Here is a 15,074-nt window from a genome sequence, read left to right as displayed (position 1 = left end):
CATGCAAACGAACATGCGGCGCGAAATCGACGAAATCCCGGAGGCGGCCGCACGGCTGCTGGAGCGCTCCCGGGACACCGTGAAAGCGACGGGCCTTGCGCTGCGCGATAAGGATCCGGCCTTTCTCGTGACCATCGCCCGCGGTTCTTCCGATCACGCCGCGCTGTTCCTGAAATATGCGATCGAACTCCAGACCGGTCGGCCGGTCGCCTCGCTCGGTCCGTCGCTGGCCTCTATCTATGGCGCCGAGATGCGGCTTTCGGGTGCGGCCTCGATCAGCATTTCGCAGTCCGGCAAGAGCCCGGACATCGTCGCCATGGCGCAGGCCGCGACCAAGGCCGGGGCAGTGACCATCGCGCTGACAAACACCTTGCCGTCACCGATTTCGGAAGCCAGCACCCATCCGCTCGACATTCAGGCAGGCCCGGAGATCGCCGTTGCCGCCACCAAGTCCTATGTCAATTCGATCGTTGCCGGCCTGGCCATCCTGTCGGAATGGACCGATGACGCCGCCCTTCGCCGCGCGGTCGCCGACCTGCCAAACCAGTTTGCCAAGGCCGTCACGCTGGACTGGCAGATGCTGGCTGACGATCTCGCCGATGCCGAATCGCTGTTCGTGCTGGGTCGCGGGCCGGCCCTTGCCATTGCCAGTGAAGCGGCGCTGAAATTCAAGGAGACGTCCGGCATGCATGCCGAGGCCTACTCGGCTGCGGAAGTGCTGCATGGGCCGGTGGCGCTGGTCGAGAAGAAGTTCCCGGTTATCGGCCTTGCTGCCCGCGATGCGGCGGAAGGCTCAGTCACCGGTATTCTCGACGGTCTTGGCGCCAAGGGTGCCCGTGCCTTCGTGACGTCGTCCCGGGCGAAAACAGCAAGGGTGCTGCCATTTGTCGAAACCGGCCATCCGATCACCGATGCGCTGGCGCTGATCCTGCCGTTCTACGGCTTCGTCGAAGCCTGGTCGCGCTCGCGCGGTCTCAACCCGGATGCGCCCGTCGCCCTCAAGAAGATAACGGAAACACGATGACCGCACGTCAGGCAATCATCGGCGCCCGGATCTTCGATGGCGAGACATGGCATGATGACAGGACGCTCCTTGTCGATGGCGGGGCCATTGCCGGGATTGTCGATGAGGGTGACCGGCCAGACGACGTCATGACCGTCGATGCCAGTGGCCAGTGGCTGGTTCCGGGCTTTATCGACCTGCAGGTCAATGGCGGCGGCGGCGTCATGCTCAACGACAGACAGGACGTCGAGGGCATCCGCACCATCTGCGTGGCGCATGCGCAATTCGGAACAACGGCGCTCTTGCCGACGCTGATCACCGACACGTTCGAGATCCGGGCCCGGGCAATCGCGGCCGGCCGTCAGGCCAAGAGAGACCGCGTTCCAGGCTTTCTCGGTCTGCATCTCGAGGGGCCGCATCTCTCGGTGGCCCGCAAGGGCGCCCATGATCCGGCCCTGATCCGGCCGATGGACCCGGCCGATCTCGACGCCCTGCTTGCCTGCAAGGGGGCTTTCGAAGCGATGATGATCACGGTTGCGCCGGAAAATGCGTCCGTGGAACAGGTGGCGGCACTGGCAGACGCCGGCTTCATCGTCAGCATCGGCCATACGGATGCTGGCTATCAATCGGTTTGTGCCTATGCGGCTGCCGGGGCACGCACCGTCACGCACCTGTTCAACGCCATGAGCCCGCTCGGTCACCGCGAGCCCGGCGTGGTGGGCGCGGCGCTTGATCGCAGCGATCTCTATGCCGGCATCATCGCCGACGGTTTCCATGTCGATCCGGTCTCGATGGGCATTGCCCTGCGCGCCAAGGCCGGCCCCGGCCGCATCTTCATCGTCACCGACGCCATGTCGACCATCGGCTCCGAGCAGACAGGCTTCATGCTGAACGGTCGCGAAATCTTCCGCAAGGACGGACGGCTGACCTTGGCCGACGGGACGCTGGCGGGCGCGGATATCGACATGCTGTCCTCGGTGCGTTTCGTCCATGAAAAGCTCGGCCTTCCGCTGGACGAAGCGCTGCGCATGGCCTCCGCCTATCCGGCGCAAGCTGCCCGGATCGATCGGAAAAAGGGCCGTTTGCTGGCGGGGCTCGACGCCGATTTTGCGCTGCTCACGCCGTCGCTCGCCATGGTCTCGACCTGGATCGGAGGCGTCTGCGTTTTCAAAGCCTGAGAAGCGACCGGCCGTGCGTCAGGAGGTCCGCCTTCAGACCCTGGACGAGCGATGCACGCGTTTTGCGGGTCACCGGCGGCGCAAATCCGAGGGAAACGAGGCGCGGATCCTGAGCCGGCTCAGCACTCGAACAGGACGAGTGCACTTCCGACACCGGCAGGCGTGACAAAAGGCCGGCGATCGTTGCCTCCGTCACGCCCGAACCGGGCATGATCGAAATCCGGCCACCCGCCTGTTCCACAGCCGCGGCGAGCTGCGCGGTTCCTTCAGGGGCTGTCTTTTCGCCACCCGATGTCAGAATGCGTTCGAAGCCGAGCGCAACAGCACTTTCCAGTGCCTGCGAAAAATCCGGGACCAGATCGAAGGCACGATGCAGCGTCAGTCCCATGCCGCCAGCACGCGCGACCAGACGGTCAAGAGTGTTCAGATCGAGACGGCCATCGGCGAGATTGGCACCCAGCACCACGCCGGAAAGCCCGGCTGCCCTTACCGCATCGATCTCGATGCACATCATGCCGACTTCGCTTTCACTGAAAACGAAATTGCCGGGCCGGGGACGGATCATCGCATAGACCGGCACCGGCACCTTTGAAGCCAGCGCCATCAGACCTGCGGTCGGCGTCAGACCGCCGAGGCCGAGCGCGGAACACAGTTCGATCCGGTCGGCACCACCCTCCACCGCAGCCTCAAGGCCGGCAGCGTCGTCGACGCAGACTTCCAGCAGGATCGATCTCATGCCTCTTCTCCGCGCAATCCGAGAAGAGCGGCGCCGATCAGACCGGGTTCGACACGGCATTCGCCGCGCACCACCAGCGGCCGATCAAACCGCCGCAGGATGCGGCCGCGCACGGCGATATCGAGCAGGTCGAGCAGCGGTTCGACGTTGGAAAGCCCGCCGCCCACCGGAACGATCGTCGCACCGGTGATGTTGACCGTCAGCGCCAAGGGCGAGGCGACGAGATCGACCAGCACGTCAATGGTCCGGGCAGCCTGCGCATTGCCGGCAAGCCAGGCCTGCGTAATCGCCTCGCTGGTCAGCGCGATACCATGCAGGGAAAGATGCAGCCGCTCCATGCCCCGCGCGCCGCCGACCGTATCGACGCAGCCGCGCTGGCCGCAGCCGCAAGCGAAGAGCGGGATTTCGACGGGCGGATGGCCCGCCTGTGTGGCAACGACCGGGCCATGGCCCCACTCGCCGGCAAAGCCGCCCTGCGCATTGATCAGCTTGCCGTCGACAACGAGACCGCCGCCGACGCCGGTGCCGAGAATGGCGCCGAGCACGATGCGGTGGCCGCGGCCGGCACCGATCCCGGCTTCCGCCAAGGCGAAACAATCCGCATCATTGGCGATCAGCACCGGTCGTCCCAGCGCAGTGGAAAGCTCGGCCGACAGCCTGCGGCCGTCGATGCAGGGAATATTGGCGCATTTGGTTGCTTGCGTATCCGGATCGACGACCCCGGTGATCGACAGGGCGATGCGCTCCGGCACGCCGCCGGCCTCGTCCAGCACTTCCTTCAGCACAGCCACAAACGCGTCGAAATCATCAAGCGGCGTCGGTTTTCGTCCAAGCGGCAGGATCCGGTCCGGCGCATGGGCGATGGCGCCCTTGATGGCGGAGCCGCCAATATCGAAACAGACGATCATGCCTCGCCCCGGATGATGGCTTCGGTTGCGAGCGCGATCGACAGCAGCCGCTCGTCATCATGGCGCTGTGCCGAGAGCAGCAAGCCGACCGGCATGCCGGCCTCGCCGGTGCCGCAGGGGATGGAGATACCGCACCAGTCCAGGAAATTGCCGATCAGCGTGTTGCGCAGGGTTTTCGCATTCGTGCGGAAGAACAGATCGTCATCGGCCAGGAGCGGTGCGAGACGCGGCGCGACATGCGGCAGGGTCGGGTGCACGACGATTTCCCCGGGTCGCAGTACGGAATCGGCTTCCGCAATCAGGTGCTGCCTGGCTGCAAGGAGCGCGATGTAATCCGGCGTCAGGATCTTTTCGCCCAGCCTTGCGCGGGCAACGACGCGCTGGTCCATGCGGACCGCATCTGGCCCCGACAGCCTTTCGCGATGCAGGGCATAGGCCTCTGCCGTCACCAGCGCACCGTGCCGGGCCTGGATTTCGAAGATTGCTTCGAAAACCGGGAAGGCCCGGCGCTCGACCGAGGCGCCGGCCTGCTGCAGGCGTTTGATCGCCGCATCGAACGCCGCGACGACGCCGGGTTCGGCATCGTCGAAGACGGTCGTTTCGGGGATAACGAGTTTCAGATCCTGCACCGTCCCCCGCCGGACCGTCGGCGCCGTCAAGCCGCGCATCGCGGCATCGATCCAGACAGCGTCCTGAACCGTGCGGCAGAGCGGCCCGAGCGAATCGAGGCTGCCGGCCAGCGGAAAGACACCCGCCATCGGATAGCGCCCGCGCGTCGCCTTGTAGCCGACAATACCGTTGAATGCCGCCGGGATGCGGATGGAGCCGCCGGTATCCGTGCCAATCGCGACCGGCACCAGACCGGCGGCCACGGCAACCGCAGAACCGGAGGACGAACCGCCTGGAATGCGCGCACCGACACCGGATGCGGGGTCACGGGATGCAGGATTGTGCGGCGTGCCGTAATGGGGATTGATGCCGAGACCGGAAAAGGCGAATTCACTCAAATTCGTGCGGCCGATCGCGATCATGCCGGCTCCGGCCAGCGCGGAGACGACAGCGGCATCCGCCTTTGCCGGCCCGTTGCCGCTCAGGATGACAGATCCGGCCGTGGTCACCGAGCCGACCGTATCGAAAAGGTCTTTCCAGGCGATCGGGATTCCGTCCAGCAGCCCAAGCGATCGGCCGGCTTTCAGGCGCACGCCTGCAGCAGAGGCTTCCGCCCGGGCGCGATCCTCAAGCAGGGCGGTGAAGATCGCACCGTCCCCATAGCCGGCTATCTTCTCGAAGGTCTGATCTGCAAGCGCGACCGGATGCAGCGCTCCGCTGTGCAGCAGGGTCGAGAGCGATGCCACCGATCCGATTGTGTCCTGTCCGCTCATTGCCGCTCCCCGCTTGCCACCACGCCCATCCGATAGGCGACGGCCGGCCCGAACACCAGTCGTGCCCGCACCCTATCGCCACGGACCGGTTTTTCCAGATCCTTCCGCGCCTTTCCCGTGATTTTCCGGCTATAGCCATGGCGGAAGGCCGCTGCATTGCCGGCTCCCTTCTCACCTCCGCTTCTCACATCCCCTTGCCTGTCCGGCATTGCCTGCCTACATCCGGCAAGCTCGCGATCTCTGCGGCAGGTGACAAACGGGTGAATTCATGATTTTCGATGCTGCGCGACTGGCCTTTTCCAATCTTTTCGCGCCGGAAACGCGCTCCGTCTTCTGGAAGGTGATCGGCCTGACACTGCTGGTGCTCGTTGCCCTGTGGTTTGCGCTCAAGGAGGTGCTTTCCTATCTGGCACTGCCCTGGCTGAGCGGCCTCCTGCCGGTCTCGTCCGAATGGGCCGGCTGGTTCACCTTCATCATCGGCCTTTTCGCGAGCCTTGGCCTGGCGCTGGCGCTAGCCCTTCTGATGGCGCCGGTCACGGCGCTAATTGCCGGCTTCTTTCTCGACGATGTCGCCGAAGTCGTTGAAAAGCGCGACTATGCACTCGAACCCGCCGGCCGCGCCCTGCCCCTGGGCGAAGCGATCGTGGGCACGCTGAAATTTCTCGGCGTCATCATCATCGGCAATCTTTTCGCGCTGTTTCTCCTGCTTGTGCCGGGCATCAACCTGATCGCTTTCTTTCTCGTGAACGGCTACCTGCTCGGTCGCGAGTTCTTCGAATTTGCCGCCATGCGATATCGGACGCCGGCGGAAGCGCGGCTGTTTCGTGCCAAGCATGCAACGCCGGTCTTTCTCGCAGGCCTTTTGCTGGCCGCCTTCCTCGCCGTTCCGATCCTCAACCTGCTGACGCCCCTGTTTGCCGCCGGCATGATGGTGCATCTGCACAAGAAGCTGTCGAAACGCGATCCGGAGTTCCAGCTGCGGTAGGGCACCAGCACAGGAACCAGGCGCCGCTCGCTCGGACATTTTGTTGATAGTTGACAATCTGTCTGATTTCGGCGAGAAAACACGGCATGTCCGCGCGCCTCAAAGCCTTCATTCCCGTCTGCGATGCCGTTGCCGCGCTTCTGGCGCCGCACGCCGAAGCGGTATTGCACGATCTGTCCACCGGGCTGATCTTTCACATCGCCAACGCCTATTCCCGGCGGCGAAGCGGGGACAGTTCGCTCAATGACGCCGTCGCGACGCTTGAGGGAGACGTAATCGGCCCCTATGGAAAGCGCAATTGGGACGGGCGGCGACTGAAATCGGTCACGGCGGTTCTGCGCGATGACACCGGCGCCGCCTTCGGACTGCTCTGCATCAATCATGACATCGATGCGCTGTCCGGCCTTGTCGACCAGCTGACGGCAATGATCGACCTTCCGCAACGCATATCCGCGACGGAGCCCCTGATGGCAGGCGACTGGCGCGAGCGCGTCAACTCTGCGATCGGAACAGTCCTGTCCACCCGCAACACGACGCTGGCCGGCATGACGACGGCCGATATGGATGCCCTGATCGCCGGGCTGGACGCGCAGGGCATTTTCGGTATCCGCAAGGCGGTGCCCTATGTGGCGGAGATCCTGAAATTGTCGCGCGCGACGATCTACAATCGCCTGTCTTCTGTCCGGCAGCAGGCAAAATCAAATGGGGAGCCACTGAAATGACCATGCCGATGCGGGACTTCGCGCTTGAAACCTATATGGCCAAATGGGAGTTCGCGGCGCGCTATCACATGACGGCCTCCGACGCGGAAACCATCCGCCTTTCGGAGCTGCTCGCCTATGCCAGCGACACTGATCGACAGGATTTCGAAAATCTTGGTCTCGGCTATACCGAAACAGCGGGTGCGCCCGTACTTCGCCACGAGATCGCCGCGACCTACGATACGATGGCGCCAGACGACATCCTGTGTTTTGCCGGCGCCGAAGAGGCTGTTTATGTCGCCATGAAGGTCCTGCTCACGCAAGCGGACCACGCGATCGTCATCACCCCGAACTATCAGGCAGCGGAGACCATCCCGCTCAGCATCTGTGCGGTCACCGGCGTGGCCCTCGACATAGACAGGGACTGGAACCTCGATATCGGACAGATCGAGGCGGCGATCCGGCCGAACACAAGACTGATCTCGATCAATTTCCCCAACAATCCGACCGGCAAGATCATTCCGCGCGCGGATCTCGATGCCATCGTCGCGCTCTGCCGCAAGCATGGCATCTGGCTGTTCAGCGACGAAGTCTACCGGCTGATCGAGCGCGACCCGGCCTTGCGCCTGCCCCAGGTGGCGGATCTCTACGAACGCGGACTGTCGCTCAACGTCATGTCCAAGGCCTATGGCCTGCCAGGTCTTCGCATCGGCTGGCTGGCCTGCAGGGACCGCGACATGCTCGGCCGGTTCGAGCGCTACAAGCATTTCCTGTCGATCTGCAATTCCGGACCATCCGAGGTTCTGGCACGCATCGCCCTGAAGAACCGCGCGCCGATCCTTGCCCGGAACCGCGCCATCGTGCGCACCAATGTGGCTGCCCTTGACCTGTTCTTCGCCGAGTATCCGGATCTCTTCGAGTGGCGCGCGCCGGATGGCGGCTGCGTCGCCTTCATCCGCTACAAGGGCGCTGACGGCGTCGAGGACTTTGCCCGAAGGACCGTCGAGGAAGCCGGCGTGTTCTTCCTGCCGTCGAGCATCTACCGCTCCGATCTCAATCCGGTGCCGACCGATTGCCTGCGGGTCGGTTTTGGCCGGATCAACGTGCCGGAGGGTATCACGGCGCTGCGCAACTGGTTGACGCGCAACGCCGTGTGATGGCAGCGGGGGGAAACGGCCCCGCCGCATCTCAAAGCGCCCGGCCGCTCGCCGCTTCTGCGGCTCCCGGCAGGGCGTGCAAGGTCATGCCTCCACCTTTTCGTCGCGCGTCTTCACCAGGCTCCAGATCACGCCGCTGGCGATGATGGCGAAGGTGATGCCAAGCGACAGGGCGGCCGGGAATTTTTCAAGGCCGATCAGGTCGGCGACGAAGATCTTGGAACCGATGAAGATGAGCACCACGGCCAGCGCCGGCTTCAGATAGCGGAAGCGGTGGATCATCGCGGCCAGCGCGAAGTAGAGGGCGCGCAGGCCAAGGATCGCGAAGATATTCGAGGTGTAGACCAGGAACGGGTCAGTGGTGATCGCGAAAATGGCCGGCACCGAATCGACGGCGAAAATCACGTCAGCGACCTCGATCAGGACGAGCGCCATGAACAAAGGCGTGATGAACCAGGTGAGCTTGCCGGTTTTCGGATCCGCCTGTCGCACGAAGAAGTGCTCGCCGTGATGGGTCTCCGTGACGTTGAAGCGGCGGCGCATGAAGCGCACCAGGGCATTGTTGGAAATATCCGGCTCGGCTTCCTTCATGAACAGCATTTTCAGGCCGGTGAGCACAAGGAAGGCGGCGAAGACATAGAGCAGCCAGGAAAATTCGGCGACCAGCGTCGCGCCGACGCCGATCATGATGGCGCGCAGGACAATGACGCCGAGGATGCCCCAGAACAGCACGCGGTGCTGGTAGAGGCGGGGCACGGCGAAGAAGGAGAAGATCAGGGCGATGACGAAGACATTGTCGAGCGCCAGCGTCTTTTCGACGACGAAGCCTGTCAGATAGGCGATGCCGGAGTCCGCGCCGAGATACCACCAGACCCAGCCGCCGAAGGCGAGACCGAGCGAGATGTAGAGGGCGGAAAGCCTGAGGCTCTCCCCGACCTCGATCTCCTTGTTCTCCTTGTGCAGGATCCCAAGGTCGAAGGCCAGAATGGCGATGACGAGGGCCAGGAAGCTCAGCCACATCCAGACGGGCTTTCCCATCCAGTCGATAAAAAACAGACTTGTTTCCAAGGGGATTACTCCACCGGCGTGCGTTGTCGGAAACGGTCCGACATCACAAGCGCGCCGGGGCACCTGCCAGAGGGGCCCGGACCAGCGGGTTGCCGATCATTTGGGAAGCATGACGCGATGGTTCAAGGGCCAGCCTGAAAAATTTGCGCCGGCGCCGTAGAAGCGCGCTTCAGGCCTCCCCGGTTTCTTGCCGGGCGGCGATCTGACAGTGCGAAAGCCGTGCAAACCGCCACCGCGCAAAGACCGGATAAATGGCCTTCAAGACTAGAGTTACCGGCTTCAACCCCGCAACCTTGGCGACAAAACGCCAGCGGGGGATCTGCCGCCAGATGAGCAGGAATGTGTCGACACCCCGATGCACCGTGCCGTTCTGGTCCAGGCTGTGCAGGTCAAGAAGGGCGGCCGCAAGGGAGATGTTGTGTTTTTCGAGCGCCTGTCCGTCGCGCATGACATCGACCCACTGGAACGCGCCGGGTGGGGCAATTCTGCGATAATGATTGATTTCCCGCGTGCACAGGCCGCAGGCGCCGTCATAGAAAACCGTGATCATGCTGGACCCGTGGCGACGTCGCGCCTGTTGCGAGATTGACGGCAGCGTTCCGAGCAGAATTTGACATCGGTCCAGGTTTTCGCCCATTTGCGCCGCCACGCAAAGGACAGGCCGCAGCCTGTGCAGATCTTCGTTGGCAGATCGCCTTTCCTGATCATCTTGGCCATGGGAATGTCCTGTTCGCGCGGAGGCTGTCCGCACTCTATACGCATCCCTTGCCGCGCGGTTCACACCGCCGGAAAACTCACAGAAGCGAGGACCGCGTGCGCTCCAGATAGGTACCGGAACCCTTACCGGCGACAAGCTCATGGCCCGCCGTCACGGTCTTGCCGCGCAGGATGACCCGGACAGGCCAACCCTTGACCTCAAGGCCCTCATAGGGCGTGTAGTCGGCGCCGTGATGCAGGATGTCATTGCTGATCGTCACCGTCTTCTCGGGATCCCACAGGGCAATATCGGCATCCGAACCGATGGCGATCGTGCCCTTGCGCGGATAGAGGCCATAGAGCTTGGCATGGTTGGTCGAGGACAGCGCGACGAAGCGGTTGAGATCGATACGGCCCTTGCCGACGCCCTCGGAAAACAGGATCGGCAGCCGTGTCTCGACGCCCGGAATGCCGTTCGGAATCCAGCGGAAATTGCGCTTGCCCTTTTCGTTGAGCTTGCCCTGGTCGTCTTCATAGCGAAACGGGCAATGGTCCGAGGAAAAAAGGTCGAACGTGCCGTTCTGCAGGCCTTCCCAGCAGGCGGCCTGGCTCTCCTTGTCGCGTGGCGGCGGCGAGCAGACGAATTTCGCGCCTTCCAGTTCGGCGGCGTCGAGATCGTCGGCCGTCAGCAGCAGATATTGCGGACAGGTTTCACCAGCGACCTTGCTGCCGCGCGCCCGCGCGCGCTGGATTTCCTCCATCGCCTCGCGATTAGAGACGTGGACGATGACGATCGGCGTATCGACGATTTCGGCCAGCGACAGCGCCCGATGGGTTGCCTCGCGTTCCGCCGCGACCGGGCGGCTGGTGGCGTGAAACTTCGGCGCCAGTTCGCCATTGGCCTCATGGCGGCCAATCAGGAACCGGATGGCATCTTCGTTTTCGCAATGAACCATGACCAGCGCGCCGGATGACCGGGCGCTATCGAGCGTGGCGAGGATTTCGTCGTCGCGCAGGCGCAGATTGTCATAGGTCATGAAGACCTTGATCGAGCTATAGCCGTCTGCGACCAGGGCCGGCAGTTCCTGACCGAGAACATAGGCGGTCGGATCGGTGACGACGAGATGGAAACTGACGTCGATGTAGCATTCGCCCTCGGCCTTGGCATGGTAGTCCTTCAGCGACTGGCGCAGCGTCGTGCCTTTTTCCTGCATGCAGAACGGCATGACCGTCGTATTGCCGCCAAAGGCAGCCGACAGCGTGCCACTCTCGAAATCGTCGGCCATGACGATGCCGTCGCCGGAGGGTTGGGCCAGATGCACATGGCTGTCGATGCCGCCGGGCATGACGTAAAGCCCCGTGGCATCGATGATCTCGGCGGCGTTTTCGAGCGTATCGGCCAGACTGACAATCCGGCCGTCGCGGATGCCGACATCGCAACGGAACGTATCGCTTGCGGTCACAACCGTGCCATTGCGGATGATCGTGTCGAACTGCATCTCGTGTTCCTTTCAGGCCGCGCTGCTCGCCAGGCCGGCTCCGGAGCCAAGGATTTCGTCCAGCGCCCGTGTCATGCGGTCGATTTCCTCGATCGTGTTGTAGTGAACCATCGAGACCCGGACCATGCCATTGTTTTCTTTGAGATCGAGATATTCCGCCAGCCGGCGCGAGTGGAAATCACCGAAGCGGATGGCGATATGGTGGGCATCCATCGCCTTGCAGATTTCCGCCGAATCGCGCCCGTCGAAAGTGAAGCTGACGGTCGGGATGCGGGTGCCGTCGCGGCTTTTGCTGCGGCCGACGATGCGGCAATCGTTGCGGGCCCGTAGATAGGCGAGCAGCCTGTCGACCAGCACGTCCTCCTGCCTGGTGATTGCTCCATAGGCTGCGACGATCTTTTCCCGGACCGAACCGGTTTCACCGGCCTTTTCGCCGAGGATGCAGAGATAATCGACGATCCCGCAGACGGAATAGGCGAGCTCATAGTTCGGATTGCCCGGCTCCAGCTTTCCCGGAACTTTGTCCTTGCCGTAGAAATAGTGGTAGAGCGTGTCGAGCTCCAGCAGATGGTCGTATTTGCCATACATCAGCGCATAATGCGGCCCATAGGTCTTGTAGAGGCTGAAGACGTAATAATCGACGTCGAAGGCCTGTACGTCGACCGCGCGATGCGGCGCATAGGCGACGGCATCGATGCAGATGCGCGCGCCCTTCGCATGCACGAAGGCGGCGATCTCCTTTATCGGATTGATCGATCCGAGAATGTTCGACACATGGGTGACGCAGACGAGCTTGGTGCGGTCGCTCATCAGCGGTTCGAGGTCGGCGATATCGAGCGCGTAGGTGTCCTTGTTGAGCGGCCAGGTCCTGATGATCATGCCGGCCTCGCGCAGCTTGTCCCACGGGCCGATGTTGGATTCATGATCGGCGATCGTCACAACGATCTCGTCGCCGGGGGTCAGCTGGCTCGTCATGGCGCGGGCAAGGTTCTGCAGAAGCGCTGTCGTTGAACTGCCGAAGACGATTTCTTCGGGGCGCGCTGCGTTGACCAGGTGCATGGCCGCCGTGCGGGCCTCGTAGAGCGCCTTGGCCGCGGCCTGCGAGACATCGTAGGAGCCGCCGATCTGGACGTTCTTGTCGTAGAGAAAGGTGTTGATCCGCTCCACGGCCGGTTTGAGGATCTGCGATCCGCCGGCATTGTCGAAGAAGGTCCAGCCCTTGGAAAGGCCGGGAAACTGGCTGCGGACAAAGTCTAAGTCCAGCGTGTCTTGATCGGGCATGGGGTCCTCCAGACCGTGTTTTTTTATTGTCAGTGATTGAGAACGGCGCGCAGGAAGCTCTGCGTCCGTTCTTCCTTGGGTGTGTCGAAGATATCGGTCGGCGTGCCCTCTTCGACGATGCGGCCGCCATCCATGAAGATGACGCGATCGGCGACCTGGCGGGCAAAGCCCATCTCATGGGTAACGACCACCATGGTGACCCCCATCCAGGCGAGTTCCTTCATCACGTCGAGCACTTCGCCGACCATTTCCGGGTCGAGCGATGAGGTCGGTTCGTCGAACAGCATGACCTTCGGCTCCATGGCCAGGGCGCGGGCGATCGCGACGCGCTGCTGCTGGCCGCCGGAAAGCTTGCCGGGATATTTCTCCGCCTGTTCGGAAATGCCGACGCGGGCCAGAAGCTCGCGCGCCTTGCGCTCGGCATCCGCCGGCTTCGTGCCGCGCACCCGCATCGGCGCCAGCATGACGTTTTTCAAGACTGTCAGATGCGGAAACAGGTTGAACGACTGGAACACCATGCCCACTTCGGCCCTGACCTTGGCGAGCGCCTTGCCGGGACCGACGGTGACACCATCGACGACAATGCTGCTCTCGTTCGAAAAAGCCTCCAGCCGGTTGATGCAGCGGATGAGCGTGGATTTGCCCGAGCCGGACGGCCCGATGACGCAGACGACTTCACCCTCCGCAATATCGAGATTGATGCCATGCAGCACAGTGAAGATGCCGTAGGCCTTTTTCAGATTGCTGATCGAAATAAGAGGGGCCATCAACGCTTCTCCTGGCCGAAGCGTTTTTCGAGCCGCGCCACGATGCTGACCAGCGGCCAGAGCAGGGCGACATGGATGAGGGCGGCACCGATCAGCGGTGTCGGATTGGCCGACAGGGCCTGGGCCTGCGTCGCCTGTTTCAGCAGGTCCGGCATGGCGACCACAGAGGCAAGCGCCGTATCCTTCAGCACGTTGATGCAATTGTTGGTCAGCGGCGGAATGACGATCTTGATTGCCTGCGGCAGGATCACGTCGACCATCATGTGGCGAGGGGAGAGCCCGAGCGCCTGCGACGCTTCGAACTGGCCGTTCGGAATGGCCTCGATACCGGCGCGAAAAATCTCGGCCGTGTAGGCGGAGGAGACCAGCGTCAGCGCAGCGACGGCCGAAACGAAAGGCGAAAGCCGGATGCCGACGAAGGGCAGCGCGTAGTAGACGACGATCAAGAGCACCAGAAGCGGGATCGACCGGAAGATGTCGATATAGATCTTGGCGAGAAATGGCACCGGACCCGGCCCGTAGAGCCGGATCAGCGCCAGAAACAGCCCGCCGGCAAGTCCGGCGATGATGCTGGTGATGCCGATCTGAAGCGTGACCACCAGTCCCGAAAGCAGAAGCGGAAACGTCTCGATCAGGATCGGCAGGTTGAAGAATGTATTGAGCAGGTTCATGGGGCCACCGGCGGTCGTTGCACAGAAATGACGGCCTCTACGGGCCGTCATCCTGCGCCGTCATCGTTATTTGGCGGCTGGCATGTCCATGACCATCACGGTCGATGTCGTGTCCTCGGCCTTGGCGCCGAACCAGGTTTCATGCAGCGCTGCAATGAAGCCTTCCTGTTTCAGGGTGGAGATGACAGCGTTGACCTCGGTGGCAAGCGGATCGCCCTTGTTGAACATCACGGAGTATTTTTCACCCGTGGTGATGCGCTCGACGACCTTCAGTTCCGGCTTGTCCTTGACATAGTAGAGCAAGGCCGGAATGTCGCTGATGTAACCGTCGAGACGGCCAGCGACGAGATCGAGCATGGCCGGCGACAGGCCTTCGAACTTGCGGATTTCGCCGAGCTTGTAGGTGTCCGTGTTGGCGGTCGCCCACATGTCACCGGTGGAGCCGGTATCGACGCCGACGACCTTGTCGCCCATGCCGGACAGGCCGGTGATGCCGCTGGCAGCGGTCACGGTCAGCGACTGGTCGCTGTCATAATAGGGCTGCGCAAATGTTACCGATTCCAGCCGCTTCTCGGTGATCGTGATCGAGGAGACGGCCATGTTGATGCGGCCGGACTGGACGGCCGAAAACAGGCCGCTGAACGGGATATTGACGAACTCGACGGACTTGCCGAGGCGTTTGCCGATTTCTGTCACCAGGTCGACTTCGAAGCCGACCGTCTTGCCGCTGGCATCCTGGAATTCCCAGGGCACGTTGCCGATATTGGCGCCGACGGTGAGATCGGCGGCCTGGACGGTCATTGCACCGAGGCCTGTAATGGCCAGAAGGCCGGACAGGACGGTGGATTTGACGAGAGTAAGCGCGTTCATGAGGTTCCCCTTGATTTTTTGTCTCTGCTGCGTTTACGTTTGGTCTAACTGGTCAGACCAGTATGACCAAGGAAGCATGGCTGTTTGGCAATTGCAAGACAGGCTCGCAATAAAATAGAGTTGGGTCCGGGTCGACATAGACGACCGGTTGTCGATCGATGGGCCGACGGGA

17 protein-coding genes are annotated in these 15,074 nt (G+C 62.6%); 5 read left to right on the top strand and 12 right to left on the bottom strand.

Features of this window, described 5'->3' with window-relative positions:
• The first annotated feature begins 1 nt into the window (after position 1).
• Both AX760_RS15675 and nagA read left to right on the top strand, forming a co-directional pair.
• Positions 2-1,024, top strand: coding sequence for an SIS domain-containing protein (locus AX760_RS15675; RefSeq protein WP_071834027.1), 1,023 nt, complete (start codon positions 2-4; stop codon positions 1,022-1,024).
• Positions 1,021-2,181: an N-acetylglucosamine-6-phosphate deacetylase gene (gene nagA / locus AX760_RS15670; protein ID WP_071833864.1), complete on the top strand. Its 1,161-nt coding sequence runs from the start codon at positions 1,021-1,023 to the stop codon at positions 2,179-2,181. The genes AX760_RS15675 and nagA overlap by 4 nt, the downstream gene beginning before the upstream one ends.
• On the opposite strand, the gene AX760_RS15665 is transcribed toward nagA, so the two are convergent.
• The 4 genes from AX760_RS15665 to AX760_RS15650 are packed head-to-tail and all read right to left on the bottom strand — an operon-like array spanning position 2,171 to position 5,395.
• Positions 2,171-2,917, bottom strand: a complete 747-nt coding sequence (locus tag AX760_RS15665) for a copper homeostasis protein CutC (RefSeq protein ID WP_071833863.1) — start codon at positions 2,915-2,917, stop codon at positions 2,171-2,173. The two genes, nagA and AX760_RS15665, sit on opposite strands and share 11 nt — an antisense overlap.
• Entirely contained in the window at positions 2,914-3,825 is a 912-nt protein-coding gene (locus AX760_RS15660) for an ROK family protein (protein ID WP_071833862.1), read from the bottom strand. Before AX760_RS15660 ends, AX760_RS15665 begins: the two co-directional genes overlap by 4 nt.
• Positions 3,822-5,207, bottom strand: a complete 1,386-nt coding sequence (locus tag AX760_RS15655) for an amidase (protein ID WP_071833861.1) — start codon at positions 5,205-5,207, stop codon at positions 3,822-3,824. Before AX760_RS15655 ends, AX760_RS15660 begins: the two co-directional genes overlap by 4 nt.
• Positions 5,204-5,395, bottom strand: a complete 192-nt coding sequence (locus AX760_RS15650; RefSeq protein ID WP_139276068.1) for a hypothetical protein — start codon at positions 5,393-5,395, stop codon at positions 5,204-5,206. Before AX760_RS15650 ends, AX760_RS15655 begins: the two co-directional genes overlap by 4 nt.
• Before the next feature lie 80 nt (positions 5,396-5,475).
• Between AX760_RS15650 and AX760_RS15645 the strand changes: the two genes are divergently transcribed.
• From AX760_RS15645 to AX760_RS15635, 3 genes are all read left to right on the top strand, one after another.
• Positions 5,476-6,192 (top strand): sulfate transporter family protein, encoded by a 717-nt coding sequence (locus AX760_RS15645; RefSeq protein WP_071833859.1) that lies wholly within the window; start codon positions 5,476-5,478, stop codon positions 6,190-6,192.
• 86 nt (positions 6,193-6,278) lie between these two features.
• On the top strand, positions 6,279-6,914 hold the full coding sequence (locus AX760_RS15640) for a helix-turn-helix transcriptional regulator (RefSeq protein ID WP_071833858.1): 636 nt from the start codon (positions 6,279-6,281) through the stop codon (positions 6,912-6,914).
• Positions 6,911-8,050, top strand: coding sequence for an aminotransferase class I/II-fold pyridoxal phosphate-dependent enzyme (locus tag AX760_RS15635; protein WP_071833857.1), 1,140 nt, complete (start codon positions 6,911-6,913; stop codon positions 8,048-8,050). Before AX760_RS15640 ends, AX760_RS15635 begins: the two co-directional genes overlap by 4 nt.
• An 84-nt stretch (positions 8,051-8,134) precedes the next feature.
• Here the strand turns inward: AX760_RS15635 and AX760_RS15630 are convergent, their stop codons facing one another.
• The 8 genes from AX760_RS15630 to AX760_RS15595 all read right to left on the bottom strand — a co-directional run bounded on the left by AX760_RS15630 (position 8,135) and on the right by AX760_RS15595 (position 14,902).
• Positions 8,135-9,088 carry a TerC family protein gene (locus AX760_RS15630; RefSeq protein ID WP_071834026.1) on the bottom strand — a complete coding sequence of 318 codons (954 nt, stop codon included), beginning with the start codon at positions 9,086-9,088 and terminating at the stop codon, positions 8,135-8,137.
• 199 nt (positions 9,089-9,287) lie between these two features.
• Positions 9,288-9,668, bottom strand: coding sequence for a thiol-disulfide oxidoreductase DCC family protein (locus AX760_RS15625; RefSeq protein ID WP_071833856.1), 381 nt, complete (start codon positions 9,666-9,668; stop codon positions 9,288-9,290).
• Positions 9,665-9,835, bottom strand: coding sequence for a DUF2256 domain-containing protein (locus AX760_RS15620; RefSeq protein ID WP_071833855.1), 171 nt, complete (start codon positions 9,833-9,835; stop codon positions 9,665-9,667). Before AX760_RS15620 ends, AX760_RS15625 begins: the two co-directional genes overlap by 4 nt.
• 77 nt (positions 9,836-9,912) lie before the next feature.
• Entirely contained in the window at positions 9,913-11,313 is a 1,401-nt protein-coding gene (gene hydA, locus AX760_RS15615) for a dihydropyrimidinase (protein WP_071833854.1), read from the bottom strand.
• Between the two features lie 12 nt (positions 11,314-11,325).
• Positions 11,326-12,594 carry a cysteine desulfurase-like protein gene (locus AX760_RS15610; protein ID WP_071833853.1) on the bottom strand — a complete coding sequence of 423 codons (1,269 nt, stop codon included), beginning with the start codon at positions 12,592-12,594 and terminating at the stop codon, positions 11,326-11,328.
• Between the two features lie 29 nt (positions 12,595-12,623).
• Positions 12,624-13,361, bottom strand: coding sequence for an amino acid ABC transporter ATP-binding protein (locus AX760_RS15605; RefSeq protein WP_071833852.1), 738 nt, complete (start codon positions 13,359-13,361; stop codon positions 12,624-12,626).
• Entirely contained in the window at positions 13,361-14,032 is a 672-nt protein-coding gene (locus tag AX760_RS15600) for an amino acid ABC transporter permease (RefSeq protein ID WP_071833851.1), read from the bottom strand. The genes AX760_RS15605 and AX760_RS15600 overlap by 1 nt, the downstream gene beginning before the upstream one ends.
• A 66-nt stretch (positions 14,033-14,098) precedes the next feature.
• Positions 14,099-14,902 (bottom strand): ABC transporter substrate-binding protein, encoded by an 804-nt coding sequence (locus AX760_RS15595; RefSeq protein ID WP_071833850.1) that lies wholly within the window; start codon positions 14,900-14,902, stop codon positions 14,099-14,101.
• Positions 14,903-15,074 lie beyond the last annotated feature (172 nt).

This window comes from Pararhizobium antarcticum (assembly GCF_001885585.1).
Classification (GTDB): domain Bacteria; phylum Pseudomonadota; class Alphaproteobacteria; order Rhizobiales; family Rhizobiaceae; genus Pararhizobium; species Pararhizobium antarcticum.
The sequence above is the reverse complement of the archived record's forward strand: the minus strand, read 5'-3'. Positions and strand labels throughout refer to the sequence as shown.